Raw genomic sequence first — 14,713 nt, forward strand, 5'->3', positions numbered from 1 at the left:
GCTCCCCGGCCGGGGCCGTATCCTTGCCCGCATGGCACGACGTGAGAAGCCTGCGGGCGCGACCCCGGCACAGAAGCCGAAGAAGCAGCGGTTCGCCCGGACCCGCCAGCTGAAGCAGGTCTACGACATGACCGTCCGGGTCGACCCGGGCGCGAAGTGGGTGCTGCTGGCGGCCCTGCTGGGGCCGATCGTGGTGGGTCTCGTCCTGGGCCTGCTCGTGGACCACCCGATCTACTTCACGATCCTCGGCGTCATGATCGGCGTCCTGCTCGCGATGTTCCTGCTCGGCCGGCGCGCCGAACGCGCCGCCTACATGAACCTCGACGGGCAGAAGGGTGCCGCCGGCGCGGCCCTGAGCTCCATCCGCCGCGGCTGGACGATCGAGCAGGAACCCGTCGCCGCCGAGGCCCGCAGCCAGGACATGGTCTTCCGCGCGACCGGTCGCGCCGGGATCGTCCTCGTCGGGGACGGCCCGCCGACCCGGGTCAAGAAGCTGCTCGAGGCCGAACGCCGCAAGGTCAACCGGATCGCGCCGAACGTCCCGGTGCACCTGTTCACCGTCGGCGACGGTGGCGGTGAGAACGAGGTGCCGCTGCGCAAGCTGGCGTCGCGCGTCCAGCGCCTCAAGCCGCAGCTGACCAAGGACGAGGTGGCCACCGTGCAGAAGCGCCTCAAGGCCCTCGGCGGCATCCGTCCCCCGGTGCCCAAGGGCATCGACCCGATGCGCGCCCGCCCGGACCGTCGGGCCATGCGCGGTCGCTGACCGCCCACCCGCACCGCGACGGGGAAGCCCGCCGTTCGCCCGACCGTCGAGGTCGCGCAGAGCGGCGGGCTTCGTCGTGCGCGGGGCGGTCAGCGCCGCACGACGACCACCTGGGCGGCCTTGTCGTGCAGCCCGCGGCGGTCGGGGTCGGTGATGACCGCGGGTATGACGATGCTCAGCAGCAGGGCGCGGGCGAAGCCAGCGACGAAGCCGACGGGACGCCCGTCCAGGCGCCGCACCGCGATCCCGACCACGGCGTGGCCGATAGTCATCCCGATCGTGGACACCAGCAGCAGGTGCATGACGAAGAAGACCAGGAGCGGGCCGAACTGGGCCCCCAGGGACGTGAGGAAGGCGCGGGCGATGAGGCTCGCGATCACCCAGTCGACGAGCACCCCGAGGAAGCGACGTCCCCAGCCGGCCACGGAGCCGCGGCCCTCGACGGGCAGTCCGAGCCGGACCCCGGCGGGTTGCGGGGGCGTGTTCTCGATCGATCGCTCGGCCACCCGGCCAGCGTACGTGGACCCGGCGGGTCTCCCTGTCCCCACCTCCACGACCTGGGTAAGCTGCCGGAAACGCGGTCGTAACAAGCACGAAACATCGTGCCCCTACGGTCAGCGCGTCCGCGGCGGCTCGACATCCGGGCCGGATCCGTTTCTGGAGGTTGGATGTTCAGCAACGCCCAAGAGGTCCTCGACTACATCGCGAGCGAGGACGTGAAGTTCGTCGACATCCGGTTCTGCGACCTGCCGGGCGTGATGCAGCACTTCACCATCCCCGCGAAGACGCTCGACCTCGACGCGCTCTCCGAGGGCCAGATGTTCGACGGGTCCTCGATCCGCGGCTTCCAGGCCATCCACGAGTCGGACATGAAGCTCATCGCGGACCCGACGTCGGCCTTCCTGGACCCGTTCCGCAAGGAGAAGACCCTCGTCATCAACCACTCGATCGTGGACCCGTTCACGAACGAGGCGTACAGCCGGGACCCGCGCAACGTCGCGGCCAAGGCCGAGGCGTACCTGAAGACGACCGGCATCGCCGACACCGTCTTCTTCGGCCCCGAGGCCGAGTTCTACATCTTCGACGACGTGCGCTTCGAGACGAACCAGCGCGAGTCGTACTACCACATCGACTCCATCGAGGCCGCGTGGAACACCGGTCGCAAGGAGGAGGGTGGCAACCTCGGGTACAAGACCCGGTACAAGGGTGGCTACTTCCCCGTCGCGCCGATCGACCACTTCTCGGACCTGCGGGACGAGATGGTCGTGGAGCTGGAGAAGGCCGGTCTCAGCGTCGAGCGCGCGCACCACGAGGTGGGCACCGCCGGCCAGGCCGAGATCAACTACCGGTTCGACACCCTGAAGAACGCCGGCGACCAGCTGCTGCTCTTCAAGTACATCATCAAGAACGTGGCGCTGCGCAACGGTCACACCGTGACCTTCATGCCCAAGCCGCTGTTCGGTGACAACGGTTCCGGCATGCACTGCCACCAGTCGCTCTGGAAGGACGGCGAGCCCCTCTTCTACGACGAGAAGGGCTACGGCGGTCTCTCCGACCTCGCGCGCTGGTACATCGGCGGTCTGCTGCACCACGCGCCGTCGCTGCTGGCCTTCACCAACCCGACGGTGAACTCCTACCACCGCCTGGTCCCGGGCTACGAGGCGCCGGTGAACCTGGTGTACTCGGCCCGCAACCGCTCGGCCTGCATCCGCATCCCGATCACGGGGAACTCGCCCAAGGCCAAGCGCATCGAGTTCCGCGTGCCGGACCCGTCGGCGAACCCGTACCTGGCGTTCGCAGCGCAGCTGATGGCCGGCCTCGACGGCATCAAGAACCGCATCGAACCGGCCGACCCGGTCGACAAGGACCTCTACGAGCTCCCGCCCGAGGAGCACGCGAACATCAAGACGGTCCCCTACGACCTGGGTTCCGTGCTCGACGCGCTCGAAGCCGACCACGAGTACCTCCTCGAGGGCGGCGTGTTCACGCCCGACCTCATCGAGACGTGGATCGACTACAAGCGCACCAACGAGATCGACCCGATCCGGTTGCGTCCGCACCCGCACGAGTTCGAGCTCTACTACGACATCTGATCCTCGGACCACGATCTCGCAGTGAGTTCCCGGAGCCCCCGTCCCGACGCCGACCGCGTCGGGACGGGGGCTCCGTCCGTTCCGCTCCACCCCGGCCGTCCTCGGCGACCACCCCGGCCCGGGGGCTGACCCTGGACCCTGGCCGGGGGTATCTTGTGATCTCCCGGGGACAGGACGTCGCCGTGCCAGTTGCCCAGAACACCCAAGGACGGGGGTTTTCCGACGTGCCGACGACGACCATCTGCCCGGCCTGCCGCGCAGGCATGCGTGAGGCCGACACCTTCTGCTGGACGTGCGGATCCCCGCGCGACGGGGCCGTCGGGGCGGCCGCGCCGGACCGGCTCGAGGTCGTCCACCGACCGGACCCGACGCGCCGGGCCGCCCGGTCCCAGGGTCGGGGTCCTTCCCGGCGCCAGTCCGGGCAGATCATCGCGGTGTTCTCCGTCGCCCTCGTCGCGGCCGTGGGGATCGCCGCGTGGTGGCTGCTGAAACCCGACGAGGACACCACGACGACGGTGCAGGCTTCGCCGACGCGCTCCGCTGCCGCCTCCACCCCCGCGGCCACCCCCTCCACGGACCCGGTGCCGGTGAGCGCTCCCCCCACGACGGCCGAGGCCACCCCCACCGTCCAGTACCCCACCGGTGTGCTCGTGCCGGCGGAGGTCACCGCACCGAGCACGTCACCGGACTCCGCGGACTCCGCCGGACGCACGACCACCTACCGGGCCGCGAACGTCCTGGACGGCGACCCGAGCACGGCGTGGCGCACCGAGGGCAACGCCTCGGGTTCGACGCTGGAGTTCGCCTTCGACTCCCCCGTGCGCATCACCGAGGTCGGGCTGGTGAACGGCTTCGCGAAGGTCGACCCCCACGACGGTACCGACCGCTACACGCAGGGTCGGCGCGTCCTCGCGGTGACCTGGACGCTCACAACCCCGACCGGACCCGTGACGGTGCAGCAACAGTTGCGCGACGGCGACCGCACCCTGCAACGCGTGCCGGTCCCCGCGGTGGAGGCGAGTTCCGTGGCCCTCACCGTCGACTCCGTGACCCGGCCGGGCGCGGGTGGGCGCTTCGACCGCACGGCCATCAGCGACGTGCAGTTCGTCAACGCCTGATCTCGTAGAACTCCACGGCGTGTGGTGTTGTGGGTACTGTCAGTACTCACAACGCTGCGACGTGGAGGTGGGACACCGTGCGACGACGCACCGGCCAGGGTTCTCGGACCCGGAGCCTGCGGACCGCGGGTTTCGTCCTCGCCCTCGGGGCGCTGTCCCTCTCGGCGGCTCCGGCCCACGCAGCCGCCCACCTGACCTGCGGCGCCGGACTCACCGTCGACACCACGCTGACCGAGGACCTGGTCTGTCCCGACGCGGGGAACGGACTCGTCGTCCGAGGGAACGGCGTCGTCCTCGACCTGGCGGGGCACCGCATCGTCGGCGGCGGCTGGTCCGGGGTCCTCGTCCAGGGACGTGACGTCGTCGTGCGTGGCGGGACCGTCACCGCCTTCGGCGAGGGGATCTCCGTGCTGGGCGGCGCCTCGGCGACCGTCGAGCGGGTCACGTTGCTGCGCAACATCACCGGGATCGACAGCGACGGCGAGGCGGTCCTGCGCGACTCGCAGGTGCGAGCCAACTCCCGGGGCGTCCTCGCCGAAGGTGACGGCGTCGTCTCGGTCGAGGGCTCCGACCTGGCCCGCAACCCGACCGCGGTCTCCGCCTACGACGGTGGCGAGGTACGCATCACGGACTCCACGGTCCGCAGCAACCAGTGGGCGCTGGACTGCGACGCCGGGACGCTGCACGTACGGCGCTCGGTCGTCCTCGACAGCGGGACCGCGGTGCGCGTGAGCGGGTGCACCGGTTCGTCGGTGGCGGGGAGCCTCTTCGTCCACAACGACGTGCAGGTCGTGGATCCCGCCCTGGCGACCCGTCAGATCGCCTTCTCCTGCACGCGCTTCCTCGACGGGCGCTCGGCTCCCGCCTCCGTGCCCTGCCCCTGAGGTCGCGACCGTTCCCCGCCCCGTGACCACTCGTGAGGACCCGAGAGAGGACCACCCCGTGCGACTGCTCGCCACCACCTTGCTCGTCCCCGCCCTGCTGTTCGCCGGGGCCGGGACCGCCGCCGCGGCGAACGACCCGGTGGCCTGCGGGGACGCCCTCACCACGAACACCCGGCTCACCGGGTCCCTGTACTGCGAGGATGGTCCGGGACTGCGCATCGACACCCCGGGGGTCACCCTCGACCTCGGCGGGCACTCCATCGTCGGCAGCGCGGGGATCGGCGTCTCCGTGACCGCCGACGGGGTCACCGTCTCCGACGGCGAGGTCGTCGGGTTCCCCGTCGGCGTCTACACCGGCACGCCGGAGAACGAGTACGAGTACGCCGGCGGTTTCGACCTGCCGGACCTGCCCCCCACCGACGACCAGGGTCCCCAGGCCACGGTGGTGCTGGACCGCCTGGAGATCGACCGGAACGGCGACCTCGGTCTCGAGGTCGCCGGTAGCGCCACGACGCTGACCGGCTCCGCCCTCGTGGGCAACGACATCGGCGCCCGGGCCGAGTACGGCGGAGAACTCCGGGTGGCCGCCAGCGAGGTCACCGGCAACGGCCTCGGCCTGCAGGCCCTCGAAGGTGGGCCCGTTCGGGTGGAGAAGTCGTTGTTGCGCCGCAACGGCACCGCGGCGGGTTGCTCGGAGAGCGCGGTGTTCGTCGCCGACTCCGTCGTCGCCGACAACAGCACCGGGATCGACTACTTCGTCTGCGGTGGCTCCTCGGTCGTCCGGTCGTTCTTCAGCCACAACGACCAGCACGTCGCCAGTGAGGGGTTCCCCGACCAGCTCCCCACCGTCGGCTGCACGGTGTTCGTGCTGGGCGGCCCCGCCCCGGACTTCCCGAAGGCACCCTGCTTCTGAGCGCTGCGACTGCGCAGCCCTACAACTGCACGCCGCGGGTGAGGGCACCGTCCACCACGAGGTTCGTCCCGGTGACGAAGCTGGCCGCGGGGCTGGACAGGAACACCACCGGCCGGGCGATCTCCTCGGGGGTCGCCATCCGGCCGGTGGGGTTCAGGGCGAGGGCCTCGGCGAAGAACTGCGGGTCGTTGCGTTCGGTCAGCTGCCACACCCCACCCTCGAAGTAGGTGTTGCCCGGCGAGACGGTGTTCGCCCGCACCCCCTCCGCGGCGAACTGGTGGGCGAGGCCCTGGGTGTAGGCGACGAGCGCGGCCTTGACCGTCCCGTAGGGGCCGGCGAAGGCGTCGACCTCGCGGCCGGAGACGCTGCCGATCGTCACGATGGACCCCCCACCACCGCGGCGCAGGTGCGGCAGGGAGGCGTCCACGAGCGCGACGGTGCCCATGAGGTCGACGTCGAGCGACAACCGCCAGGACTCCTGGTCGTTGGCCGCGGCGATGGCGCTGACGTTCGCGACGACGGCGTCGATCCCGCCGAGTTCGGCGACGACGTCGTCCACCCAGGCGAACACCTCGTCCCGGTGGGCGACGTCCACGACGGCACCGCGCAGGGTCCCCGGTCCGCCCGCGGCCGCGACGGCCGCCTCGACGTCGTCGGCCGTCCGCGCGCACATCGCGACGTCGGCCCCCTCGGCCAGGAACTCCGCGACGATGGCCGCGCCGATCCCCTTCGTCCCGCCGGTCACCAGGACGCGGGCACCGTCCAGCTGCAGGTCCACCAGTTCTCCTCTCAGCCGCGCGCGAGAGCGCGCAACCGGTCGTGGGCGCCGTCGTAGGCGGGCTTCGGCGTGGGCAGCAGGCGTTTCGGGAGCTTCGTCGGCACGCTGTAGTTCACGTCGACGGCGTTGGCCAGCGGGACCTCGCTGATCTGGGAGAGCAACTGGTAGGCGTCGAGGGTCTCCAGTCCGTAGAGCTCCTCGAGCCAGCCGACCGCCTCGACCTGGCCGATGCGCCAGGCGTCCTCGAGCGGGCGGGAGGAACCCACGACCGTCCAGTGGGTGTCGGACTCCATCCGCGGCCAGGCCGGGGCGGGGAAACCGGCGGAACCCTTGACGAGGTCGACCAGGACGAGCGAGTTCATCGCGCCCTCCACGGCCGTTCCGCAGGACTCGCCCTCGCCCTGGCGGTAGTGCCCGTCGCCCAGGGAGAACAGCGCCCCGGGGACGTTGACCCGCAGGTAGACCGTCGTGCCGGCCTTCGCCTCGGGGGTGTCCATGTTGCCGCCGAAGGAGTCCGGGACCAGCGACGAACGGACCTCCCCGGCCGCCGGGGCCACCCCGATGGTGCCGAGCATGGGTTCGAGCGGCAGCGCGACGCGGAAGTCCCCCGCGGAGGCCTCGAACGCGACGGTGCCGGCCGCGGAGTCGAGCTGGTAGATCCAGGTCCGCTCGGGCAACGGCGGCTGCAGGGTGGCCGTGCGGTCGGTGCCGGTGAGCCCCCCGAAGAACGGGATGAGCGCCGAGGCGCCCCAGGTCCGGGCCGGCGTCAGTTCGGCCAGGTGCAGGACCAGGGTGTCGCCCGGTTCGGCGCCCTCGACGAAGAACGGCCCGGTCTGCGGGTTGACGAACGGCATCTGCAGCGAGGCGCCGGGCAGGTCCGCGACGGAACGCAGCCTCCCGCAGAAGGCGTCGTCGCTCCACAACCGCAGGGCCGTCCCGGGACGCACGGTCATCACCGGCGCGACGCCGCCGAACGTCCAGGCGTACTGCTCGGGGGTCGGGGTGAACTCCACGATCTCGACGTCGGGGTGCACGGTCCTCCACTCGGAAACGGTTGCGGTCGATGATCTTCTACCGCACTTGCCGTCCCGACGGAAGACCTCGACTCACGACTCGGGAGGCCGGGTGCCCTCCGAGCGCGCCTCGGAGCGGCGCACGGCCTCGTCGAACTCGGTGTCGACCCGGGCGAGTTCCTGATCGAGGCTCGCGTCGTGGTCGGCGGCGACGTCCCGGGGTGTCGGCGGCGGGGGCCCGGAGGCGGGCGGTGGGACCCTGGCGCCGCCGGAGCGCCCGCGGCGGACGTTCGCGCGGATCACCACCCGGACGGGCGTCGCCCCGGGGGCGGATTAGGTTGGGTCCGCACGGACGCGCGGAGGTGTCGTCCGGACGACGAGAGGTGGGAACACGGTGAGCCAGACGGTGGACACGCACGGTCAACCCTTGAAGCTGGGTTACAAGGCGTCCGCGGAGCAGTTCGCGCCCGGCGAGCTCGCCGACTTCGCCGTCCAGGCCGAGGAGCAGGGTCTGGACTCGGTGTGGATCTCCGACCACTTCCAGCCGTGGCGCCACGTCGACGGCCACGCCCCCGCCGCCCTCGTCTGGCTGCCGTGGGTCGCGGCGAAGACGTCCCGCGTCCAGCTCGGCACCAGCGTCCTGACCCCGACGCTGCGCTACAACCCGGCCGTCATCGCGCAGGCCTTCGCGACGCTGGGCTGCCTCGCCCCGGGCCGCGCGATCCTCGGCATCGGCACGGGTGAGGCCCTCAACGAGACCGCCGTGGGGGCGGACTTCCCCGAGATCAAGGAACGCTTCGCCCGGATGCGCGAAGCCGTCCGTCTCATCAAGAAGCTCTGGAGCGAGGAACGCGTCACCTTCGAGGGCGACTACTACACCCTGCGCGACGCGACGGTCTACGACCGTCCCGAGCAGCCCGTCCCGATCTACATCGCCGGCGGCGGCCCCGGCGTCACGAAGTACGCCGGCCGCGCGGGTGACGGCTACATCTGCACCTCCGGCAAGGGCATGGACCTCTACTCCGAGACCCTCCTGCCCGCGCTGAAGGAGGGTCTGGAGGCCTCGGGTCGCACCGAGCAGCAGATCGACCGGACCATCGAGATCAAGCTGTCCTTCGACGAGGACCCCGCCCGGGCGCTGGAGAACACCCGGTTCTGGGCTCCGTTGTCCTTGACGCAGGAGCAGAAGGCCTCCGTCCACGACCCCATCGAGATGGCCCGCCTCGCCGACGAACTGCCCATCGAGCAGGTCGCCAAGCGCTGGATCGTCTCCTCCGACCCCGCCGAGGTCGCCGCCGCCGTGCAGGGTTACGTCGACGCCGGGTTCACCCACCTCGTCTTCCACGCCCCCGGCCAGGACCAGTCGCGGTTCCTGACCCAGTTCAGCGCCGACGTCGTGCCCCTCCTGCGTCCCTGAGTCAGGACTCCTCGCGGCCGTAGAAGACGCGTTCGACGACGGCGCGGCAGCGACGGGTCGTCCGCAGGTACAGCTCCTCGAACTCCCGGGAACTGCCGGGTTCGAACCCGAACATGCGGGCGACGCCGTCGAGGTCGCGGGCCTGGGTGGGCAGGGAGTCCCCGGACTTCCCCCGCCACAGGGCGACGGCGTTGCGCGCGCGGGACGCGAGGTCCCAGGCGGTGAGCAGCACGTCGGCGTCGCCGGCGGCGAGGAGACCGGCCTGGACGGCGGCCCGCAACGCCCGGGGCGTCGACGTCGTCCGCAGCCCCTCGTGCTCCCCGGCGTGCTGCAGCTGCAGCAGTTGAGCGGTCCACTCGACGTCGGAGATCCCCCCGCGGCCCAGCTTCAGGTGCCGCGACGGGTCGGCCCCGCGGGGCAGGCGTTCCGCCTCGACGCGGGCCTTGATGCGCCGGACCTCGCGCACGTCGGCCTCGGCCAGACCGCCTGCGGGCCAGCGCAACGGGTCGATGAGCTCGAGGAAGGCCTCGCCGAGGTCGGCGTCCCCGGCGACGGGACGCGCGCGCAGCAGCGCCTGCGCCTCCCACGACAGGGACCAGCGTTCGTAGTAGGCGCGGTAGCTCGACAACGACCGCACGAGCGGACCGTTGCGGCCTTCCGGGCGCAGGTCCGCGTCGACCTCGAGGGCGGGTTCCGGGCCCGGCGCCCCGAGCGATCTGCGCAGTTCCCCCACGACCTCGGTGGCGGCCTGCTGGGCCTTCGTCTCGTCCGCACCGGGCAGCGGGTCGTGCACGAACAGCACGTCCGCGTCGCTGCCGTAGCCGGTCTCCCCCGCGCCGAGACGGCCCATCCCGACGACGACGACCTTCGTCGGCAGCGGCTCACCGCGCCGGCGTTCCACCGCCCGCACGCTCAACCCGAGCGCCACCTCGAGGACGGCCTGGTCGGCGTCGCTCAGCGCCTGCCCGACGCCCGCGAGGTCGCGGACCCCGACGAGGTCGGCCACGACGGTGCGGAACTGCTCCCGGCGACGGACCCCGCGGGCGGCGAGGACGGCGGCGCCGAGGTCCTCGCGGCGACGGGCGGCGGCCTCCGCGTCGGCGATGACCTCGGAGACGTCCTCGGCCGCGAGCCGGTCCTCCCCCGCGAACACCGCGACCGCCTCCGGGGAGCGCAGCAGCAGTTCCACCGGCAACCGGGCCGCGGAGAGCACGTACGCCAGACGTTCCGCGGCGGCGCCCGCGTCGCGCAGCATGGTCAGGTACCACTGGGTCCCGGCGAGCGCCTCGGACACCTGCCGGAAGGCGAGCAACCCGGCGTCGGGGTCCGCGCCGTCGGCGAACCAGCCGAGCATGACGGGCAGCAGGGTGCGCTGGATGCTCGCGCGCCGGCTCACCCCGGAGGTCAGCGCCTCGAGGTGGCGCAGCGCCACGGCCGGGTCGCGGTAGCCGAGGGCGGCGAGGCGTTCGCGGGCGGCCTGCGGGCTGAGCTGCGCGTCGATGCGGGCGTCGGCGGCGGGCAGTTTCGCGACGGCCGTCAGCAACGGCCGGTAGAACAGCTTCTCGTGCAGGCGGCGGACGTCGCGCCGGGTTCCGCGCCACACCTCGTCGAGCGCCTTCACCGGGTCGGGGCGCAGGCCCAGGGAGCGTCCCAGCCGTCGGAGGTCCGCCTCCCCCGTGGGCATGACGTGGGTGCGCCGCAACCGGTGCACCTGGATGCGGTGCTCCAACGACCGCAGCAGCCGGTAGTCGCGGTCGAGCTCGCCGGCGTCGTGGCGTCCGACGTAGCCGTAGGCGGCGAGGGAGTCGAGGGCTTCGAGGGTGTTCGCGCTGCGGCGCAGGCGTTCGTCGCTGCGACCGTGGACCATCTGCAGCAGCTGGATGCTGAACTCGACGTCGCGCAGACCACCGGCGCCGAGCTTCAGCTGCCGGTCCGCCTCCTTGGAGGGGATGAGCGCCTCGACGCGGCGCCGCATCGACTGCACGTCGGCGACGAAACCCTCGCGTTCACTGGCGCTCCAGACCATCGGCGCGATCGCGGAGATGTAGGCCCACCCCAGCTCGAGGTCCCCGGCGACGGGCCGGGCCTTGAGCAGGGCCTGGAACTCCCACGTCTTGGCCCACCGGCGGTAGTACTCGACGTGGCTGTCCAGGGTGCGGACCAGCGACCCGGACTTCCCCTCCGGGCGCAACGCCGCGTCGACCTCCCACAGCGATCCCTCGCCGGTGGGTTCGGAGCAGATGCGTTGCAGCGCGACGGCGAGCTTGGCGCCGACGGCGAGCGCGTCGTCCTCGGCGGCCCCCGGCGCGGGCTCGGCCACGTAGACGACGTCGACGTCGGAGAGGTAGTTCAGTTCCCGCCCACCGGTCTTGCCCATCCCCAGGACGGCCAGGCGGCAGGCGCGCCAGGACCCGGGTTCCTCGCCCGGGTCGTGGTCGGGCAGTTCCGCACGGGCGATCGCGAGCGCCGCCTCGAGGGCCGCGGCGGCGAGGTCGGCGAGTTCGGCGGAGGTGACGGGCAGGACGGTGAGCGGGTCGGCGGAGGCGAGGTCGCGTCCGGCGAGGCCGAGGAGACGGCGGCGGTAGGCGACCCGCAGCGCGTCGGTGGGGGTCCGTCCGGAACGGCCCGTCGTGGCGACCGGGACCGGGTCGTCGGCGTTCGCACCGACGGCGGCGAGCAGTTCGGCGCGCAGTTCCCCGGCGTCGGGCGGGGTCGCGGCGGCGAGGACCGTCCAGTGCCGGGGGTGGCGCACCAGGTGGTCGCCCAGCGCCATCGAGCCGCCGAGGACGGCGAGGAGGCGGGCGCGGGTCCCGACGACCTCGGGCACGTGGTCGCCCCGGAGGAGGTCGAGTGCGGCGGCGATCCCCTCGACCTCGTGGGAGGCGGAGCTGCGGTCGAACCCGGCGGTGAGGGACTCGGCCCACCGGACCAGGCCGAGCAGGGCCTGGTCCGGGTCGGCGGTGCGGGCCAGGGAGCGGACGAGCTCGCCGGTGGAGTCGGTGAACTCACCGTCGGCGACCGCCTCGTCCGCGTCGCGGACGACGCCCCGCAGCGCCGGGTCGCGCAGCAGCCGCGCGGCCCGGTCCGGGTCGGCGAACCCGGCCCGGACCAGTTGCGCGGTGGCGGAGGAACGGCGTCCGCGCGTGCCGCCCGGTGTGGTGCTCACAGCAGGGGCAGGTACCGCTTGAGCTCGAAGGGGGTCACCTGCGAGCGGTAGTCGGCCCACTCCTGGCGCTTGTTGCGCAGGAAGTAGTCGAACACCCCTTCACCGAGGGCCTCGGCGACGAGTTCGGACTTCTCCATGACGGCGATGGCGTGCTCGAGGCTCTGCGGGAGCGGTTCGATGCCCATCGAGCGGCGTTCGGCGTCGGTGAGGGACCAGACGTCGTCCTCGGCGCCGTCGGGCAGGTCGTAGCCCTCCTCGATGCCCTTGAGCCCTGCGGTGAGCAGCAGCGCGAAGGCGAGGTAGGGGTTGGCCGCGGAGTCCAGCGCGCGGTACTCGATGCGCACCGACTGGCCCTTGGAGGGTTTGTACATCGGCACCCGGACGAGCGCGGAGCGGTTGTTGTGGCCCCAGCAGACGTAGCTGGGGGCCTCGCCCCCGGACCAGAGCCGCTTGTAGGAGTTGACGAACTGGTTCGTCACGGCGGTGATCTCGGCCGCGTGGCGGAGGATGCCGGCGATGAACTGCCGTCCGGTGCGGGAGAGCTGGTACTCCGCACCGGCCTCGTAGAAGGCGTTGGCGTCGCCGTCGAAGAGGGACAGGTGGGTGTGCATGCCCGAACCCGGTTCCCCCGCGAGGGGTTTGGGCATGAAGCTGGCGTAGACGCCCTGGTCGCCCGCGACCTCCTTGAGGACGGTGCGGAAGGTCATGATGTTGTCGGCCGTGGTGAGGGCGTCGGCGTAGCGCAGGTCGATCTCGTTCTGCCCCGGGCCGCCCTCGTGGTGGCTGAACTCGACGGAGATGCCCATGCTCTCCAACGTCGAGATCGCCGTGCGGCGGAAGTCGGTGGTGGTGCTGCCCGGGTGGTTGTCGAAGTAGCCGACGTAGTCGACGGGTTCGGGCACCGCCCCGCGTTCCAGGGGGGTCTTGAAGAGGTAGAACTCGATCTCGGGGTGGGTGTAGAAGGTGTAGCCCTGCTGCGCCGCGCGGTCGAGGGCGCGCTTGAGCACGAACCGCGGGTCCGAGCGCGCCGGCTGCCCGTCCGGGGTGAGGATGTCGCAGAAGATGCGGGCCGTGCCCTGGTGCTCGTCGCTGGCGCGCCAGGGCAGCACCTGGAACGTCGACGGCTCGGGCTTGAGCAGCATGTCGGACTCCGACACCCGCGAGAGTCCCTCGATCGCGGAACCGTCGAACCCGATCCCCTCGCCGAAGGCTCCTTCGAGCTCGGCGGGTGCGATCGCCACCGACTTCAACGTCCCGATGACGTCGGTGAACCAGAGCCGGACGAAGCGGATGTCCCGCTCCTCCAGCGTCCGCAGCACGAACTCCTGCTGGCGGTCCATGGCACCCTTTCCGTCGCTTCCCTCGCCGGGCCGTCGGCGGTCGTCGCCGGCCCCGGTCTCATCATCGCGCACCCCCGCCCCCGGGGGGACGCACACCCCGCCGCGCCCGCCTGTCGCACCCATCGGGGGCACCCACCGGTGTCACCACGCGCGGACGCGTGGAGTGAGGCGTGGGTGCGCCGAAGTGGTCGCCAGAACGCCTGGTTCGGGACACCCACGCCTCACTCCACGACCGGCCTCCTCAGACGACTAGCCGCGGACGCGCCACCACGGCGGGGCGCGTCGCCCGGCGCAGGGCGAGGTAGGCGCGCTCGACCGCCCGGAGGACCCGGCGACCGTCGGTCCGCAGGGTGCGCGGCGAGAACGCCATCACCGGTACGCCCGCCGTTCCCAGTGCGGTGTCGGTGCGCAGCGTCCACTCCCAGTCCTCCTCGGCGAAGTGGTGGCTGCGGGAGTGCACCTGCAGCGCCAGGCCCACCTCGTCCACGAACCCGTCCGGGCTGGGGAGGGTCTCACCGGCGATCGTGGTGAGGACCGGGTTGAGCAGCACGGTGGGGAGGAGGGAGCTGGAGGCGAGCAGGTCGGCGAGCTCGCTCTCGGGCAGGGACCAGGCGCCACCGGAGACCTCCTGCACCGCGGCCCGGACGGCGGCACTCCCCCGCACCGCCCCGGCCTCCACCTCCGACGCGAGTTGGTCCACCGTCACGAACCGCCGCTGCACCGCCTCGAAGACCACGGCCCGGACGGCGTCGCCGCGCAGCTGACGGGCCGCGTCGACGACGGTGCGCGGTGGTGAGGTGAAGGCCAGCGGGCCTCTGGACCACTCGTGGGGATCGGGTCGTCGCGTCCGACGGACCGACACGCCGGGACGTTCGCGACTCTTCGCCCCCCAGGGCACGAACAGGCGTCGCACCCCGTCCTCCGGTACCGAGGTGAGTCCGAAGTAGCGGGCCGCGGTGGTGGAGCCGATCTGCGCGCCCGGACCGGCGAAGAGCTGGGCCGCCACGAGCTTCTGCGCCGGATCGAGCCGGCCCGTGGTCGTCGCGACGACGCTGCCGTGCACGAGCCGCCACCGCCGGCCGAGGGCCCAGCGGATCTGGTGCGTGCTCACCCCCGCGTCGTAGAGCTGACGCCGGGTGAGCAGGCCGTGCTGCTCGTGCAGGACGGGGCGCAGGGAGTCGGGGATCCAGGACACGTGCGCAGGGTGCGCGTGGTTCCGCCCGTCGTC

General features: G+C 72.1%; 13 protein-coding genes. 6 read left to right on the forward strand and 7 right to left on the reverse strand.

The window, feature by feature from the left end; all coding sequences use genetic code 11:
• The first annotated feature begins 31 nt into the window (after window positions 1-31).
• Window positions 32-763, forward strand: a complete 732-nt coding sequence (locus tag ACFQ46_RS14585) for a DUF4191 domain-containing protein (protein ID WP_380260125.1) — start codon at window positions 32-34, stop codon at window positions 761-763.
• 89 nt (window positions 764-852) lie between these two features.
• Here the strand turns inward: ACFQ46_RS14585 and ACFQ46_RS14590 are convergent, their stop codons facing one another.
• On the reverse strand, window positions 853-1,269 hold the full coding sequence (locus ACFQ46_RS14590) for an RDD family protein (protein WP_328295595.1): 417 nt from the start codon (window positions 1,267-1,269) through the stop codon (window positions 853-855).
• Window positions 1,270-1,431: 162 nt separating this feature from the next.
• Between ACFQ46_RS14590 and glnA the strand changes: the two genes are divergently transcribed.
• From glnA to ACFQ46_RS14610, 4 genes are all read left to right on the forward strand, one after another.
• Window positions 1,432-2,856: a type I glutamate--ammonia ligase gene (glnA, locus tag ACFQ46_RS14595; protein WP_380260126.1), complete on the forward strand. Its 1,425-nt coding sequence runs from the start codon at window positions 1,432-1,434 to the stop codon at window positions 2,854-2,856.
• A gap of 224 nt (window positions 2,857-3,080) precedes the next feature.
• Window positions 3,081-3,974, forward strand: a complete 894-nt coding sequence (locus ACFQ46_RS14600; protein ID WP_380260127.1) for a discoidin domain-containing protein — start codon at window positions 3,081-3,083, stop codon at window positions 3,972-3,974.
• A gap of 77 nt (window positions 3,975-4,051) precedes the next feature.
• On the forward strand, window positions 4,052-4,858 hold the full coding sequence (locus tag ACFQ46_RS14605) for a right-handed parallel beta-helix repeat-containing protein (RefSeq protein WP_380260128.1): 807 nt from the start codon (window positions 4,052-4,054) through the stop codon (window positions 4,856-4,858).
• A gap of 58 nt (window positions 4,859-4,916) precedes the next feature.
• Window positions 4,917-5,771 (forward strand): hypothetical protein, encoded by an 855-nt coding sequence (locus ACFQ46_RS14610; protein WP_380260129.1) that lies wholly within the window; start codon window positions 4,917-4,919, stop codon window positions 5,769-5,771.
• A gap of 19 nt (window positions 5,772-5,790) precedes the next feature.
• On the opposite strand, the gene ACFQ46_RS14615 is transcribed toward ACFQ46_RS14610, so the two are convergent.
• From ACFQ46_RS14615 to ACFQ46_RS14625, 3 genes are all read right to left on the reverse strand, one after another.
• Window positions 5,791-6,549, reverse strand: a complete 759-nt coding sequence (locus ACFQ46_RS14615; RefSeq protein WP_328295590.1) for an SDR family oxidoreductase — start codon at window positions 6,547-6,549, stop codon at window positions 5,791-5,793.
• Between the two features lie 11 nt (window positions 6,550-6,560).
• The gene (locus ACFQ46_RS14620; RefSeq protein WP_380260130.1) at window positions 6,561-7,583 is read right to left on the reverse strand and encodes an acetamidase/formamidase family protein; all 1,023 of its coding nucleotides are present in this window, start codon (window positions 7,581-7,583) and stop codon (window positions 6,561-6,563) included.
• A 72-nt stretch (window positions 7,584-7,655) separates the two neighbouring features.
• Window positions 7,656-7,868, reverse strand: a complete 213-nt coding sequence (locus tag ACFQ46_RS14625; RefSeq protein ID WP_380260131.1) for a hypothetical protein — start codon at window positions 7,866-7,868, stop codon at window positions 7,656-7,658.
• 121 nt (window positions 7,869-7,989) lie between these two features.
• Between ACFQ46_RS14625 and fgd the strand changes: the two genes are divergently transcribed.
• A complete protein-coding gene (gene fgd / locus ACFQ46_RS14630; RefSeq protein ID WP_380260132.1) occupies window positions 7,990-8,979 on the forward strand; it encodes a glucose-6-phosphate dehydrogenase (coenzyme-F420) in 990 nt (329 codons plus the stop codon).
• A 1-nt stretch (window position 8,980) separates the two neighbouring features.
• Here fgd and ACFQ46_RS14635 read toward each other — a convergent pair whose 3' ends face one another.
• The 3 genes from ACFQ46_RS14635 to ACFQ46_RS14645 form a co-directional block, all read right to left on the reverse strand.
• The gene (locus ACFQ46_RS14635) at window positions 8,981-12,145 is read right to left on the reverse strand and encodes a bifunctional [glutamine synthetase] adenylyltransferase/[glutamine synthetase]-adenylyl-L-tyrosine phosphorylase (RefSeq protein ID WP_380260133.1); all 3,165 of its coding nucleotides are present in this window, start codon (window positions 12,143-12,145) and stop codon (window positions 8,981-8,983) included.
• Window positions 12,142-13,485, reverse strand: coding sequence for a glutamine synthetase family protein (locus tag ACFQ46_RS14640; protein ID WP_328295586.1), 1,344 nt, complete (start codon window positions 13,483-13,485; stop codon window positions 12,142-12,144). The genes ACFQ46_RS14635 and ACFQ46_RS14640 overlap by 4 nt, the downstream gene beginning before the upstream one ends.
• Before the next feature lie 241 nt (window positions 13,486-13,726).
• Entirely contained in the window at window positions 13,727-14,680 is a 954-nt protein-coding gene (locus ACFQ46_RS14645; protein WP_380260134.1) for a hypothetical protein, read from the reverse strand.
• Between the last annotated feature and the right edge of the window lie 33 nt (window positions 14,681-14,713).

The sequence above is a fragment of the Kineococcus sp. GCM10028916 genome (assembly GCF_042674865.1).
Lineage (GTDB): Bacteria > Actinomycetota > Actinomycetes > Actinomycetales > Kineococcaceae > Kineococcus.

Coding starts and splice junctions, on each gene's coding strand:
- ACFQ46_RS14640 (WP_328295586.1), bottom strand. CDS start 13,485: ATGGACCGCCAGCAGGAGTTCGTGCTGCGGACGCTGGAGGAGCGGGAC.
- ACFQ46_RS14585 (WP_380260125.1), top strand. CDS start 32: ATGGCACGACGTGAGAAGCCTGCGGGCGCGACCCCGGCACAGAAGCCG.
- glnA (WP_380260126.1), top strand. CDS start 1,432: ATGTTCAGCAACGCCCAAGAGGTCCTCGACTACATCGCGAGCGAGGAC.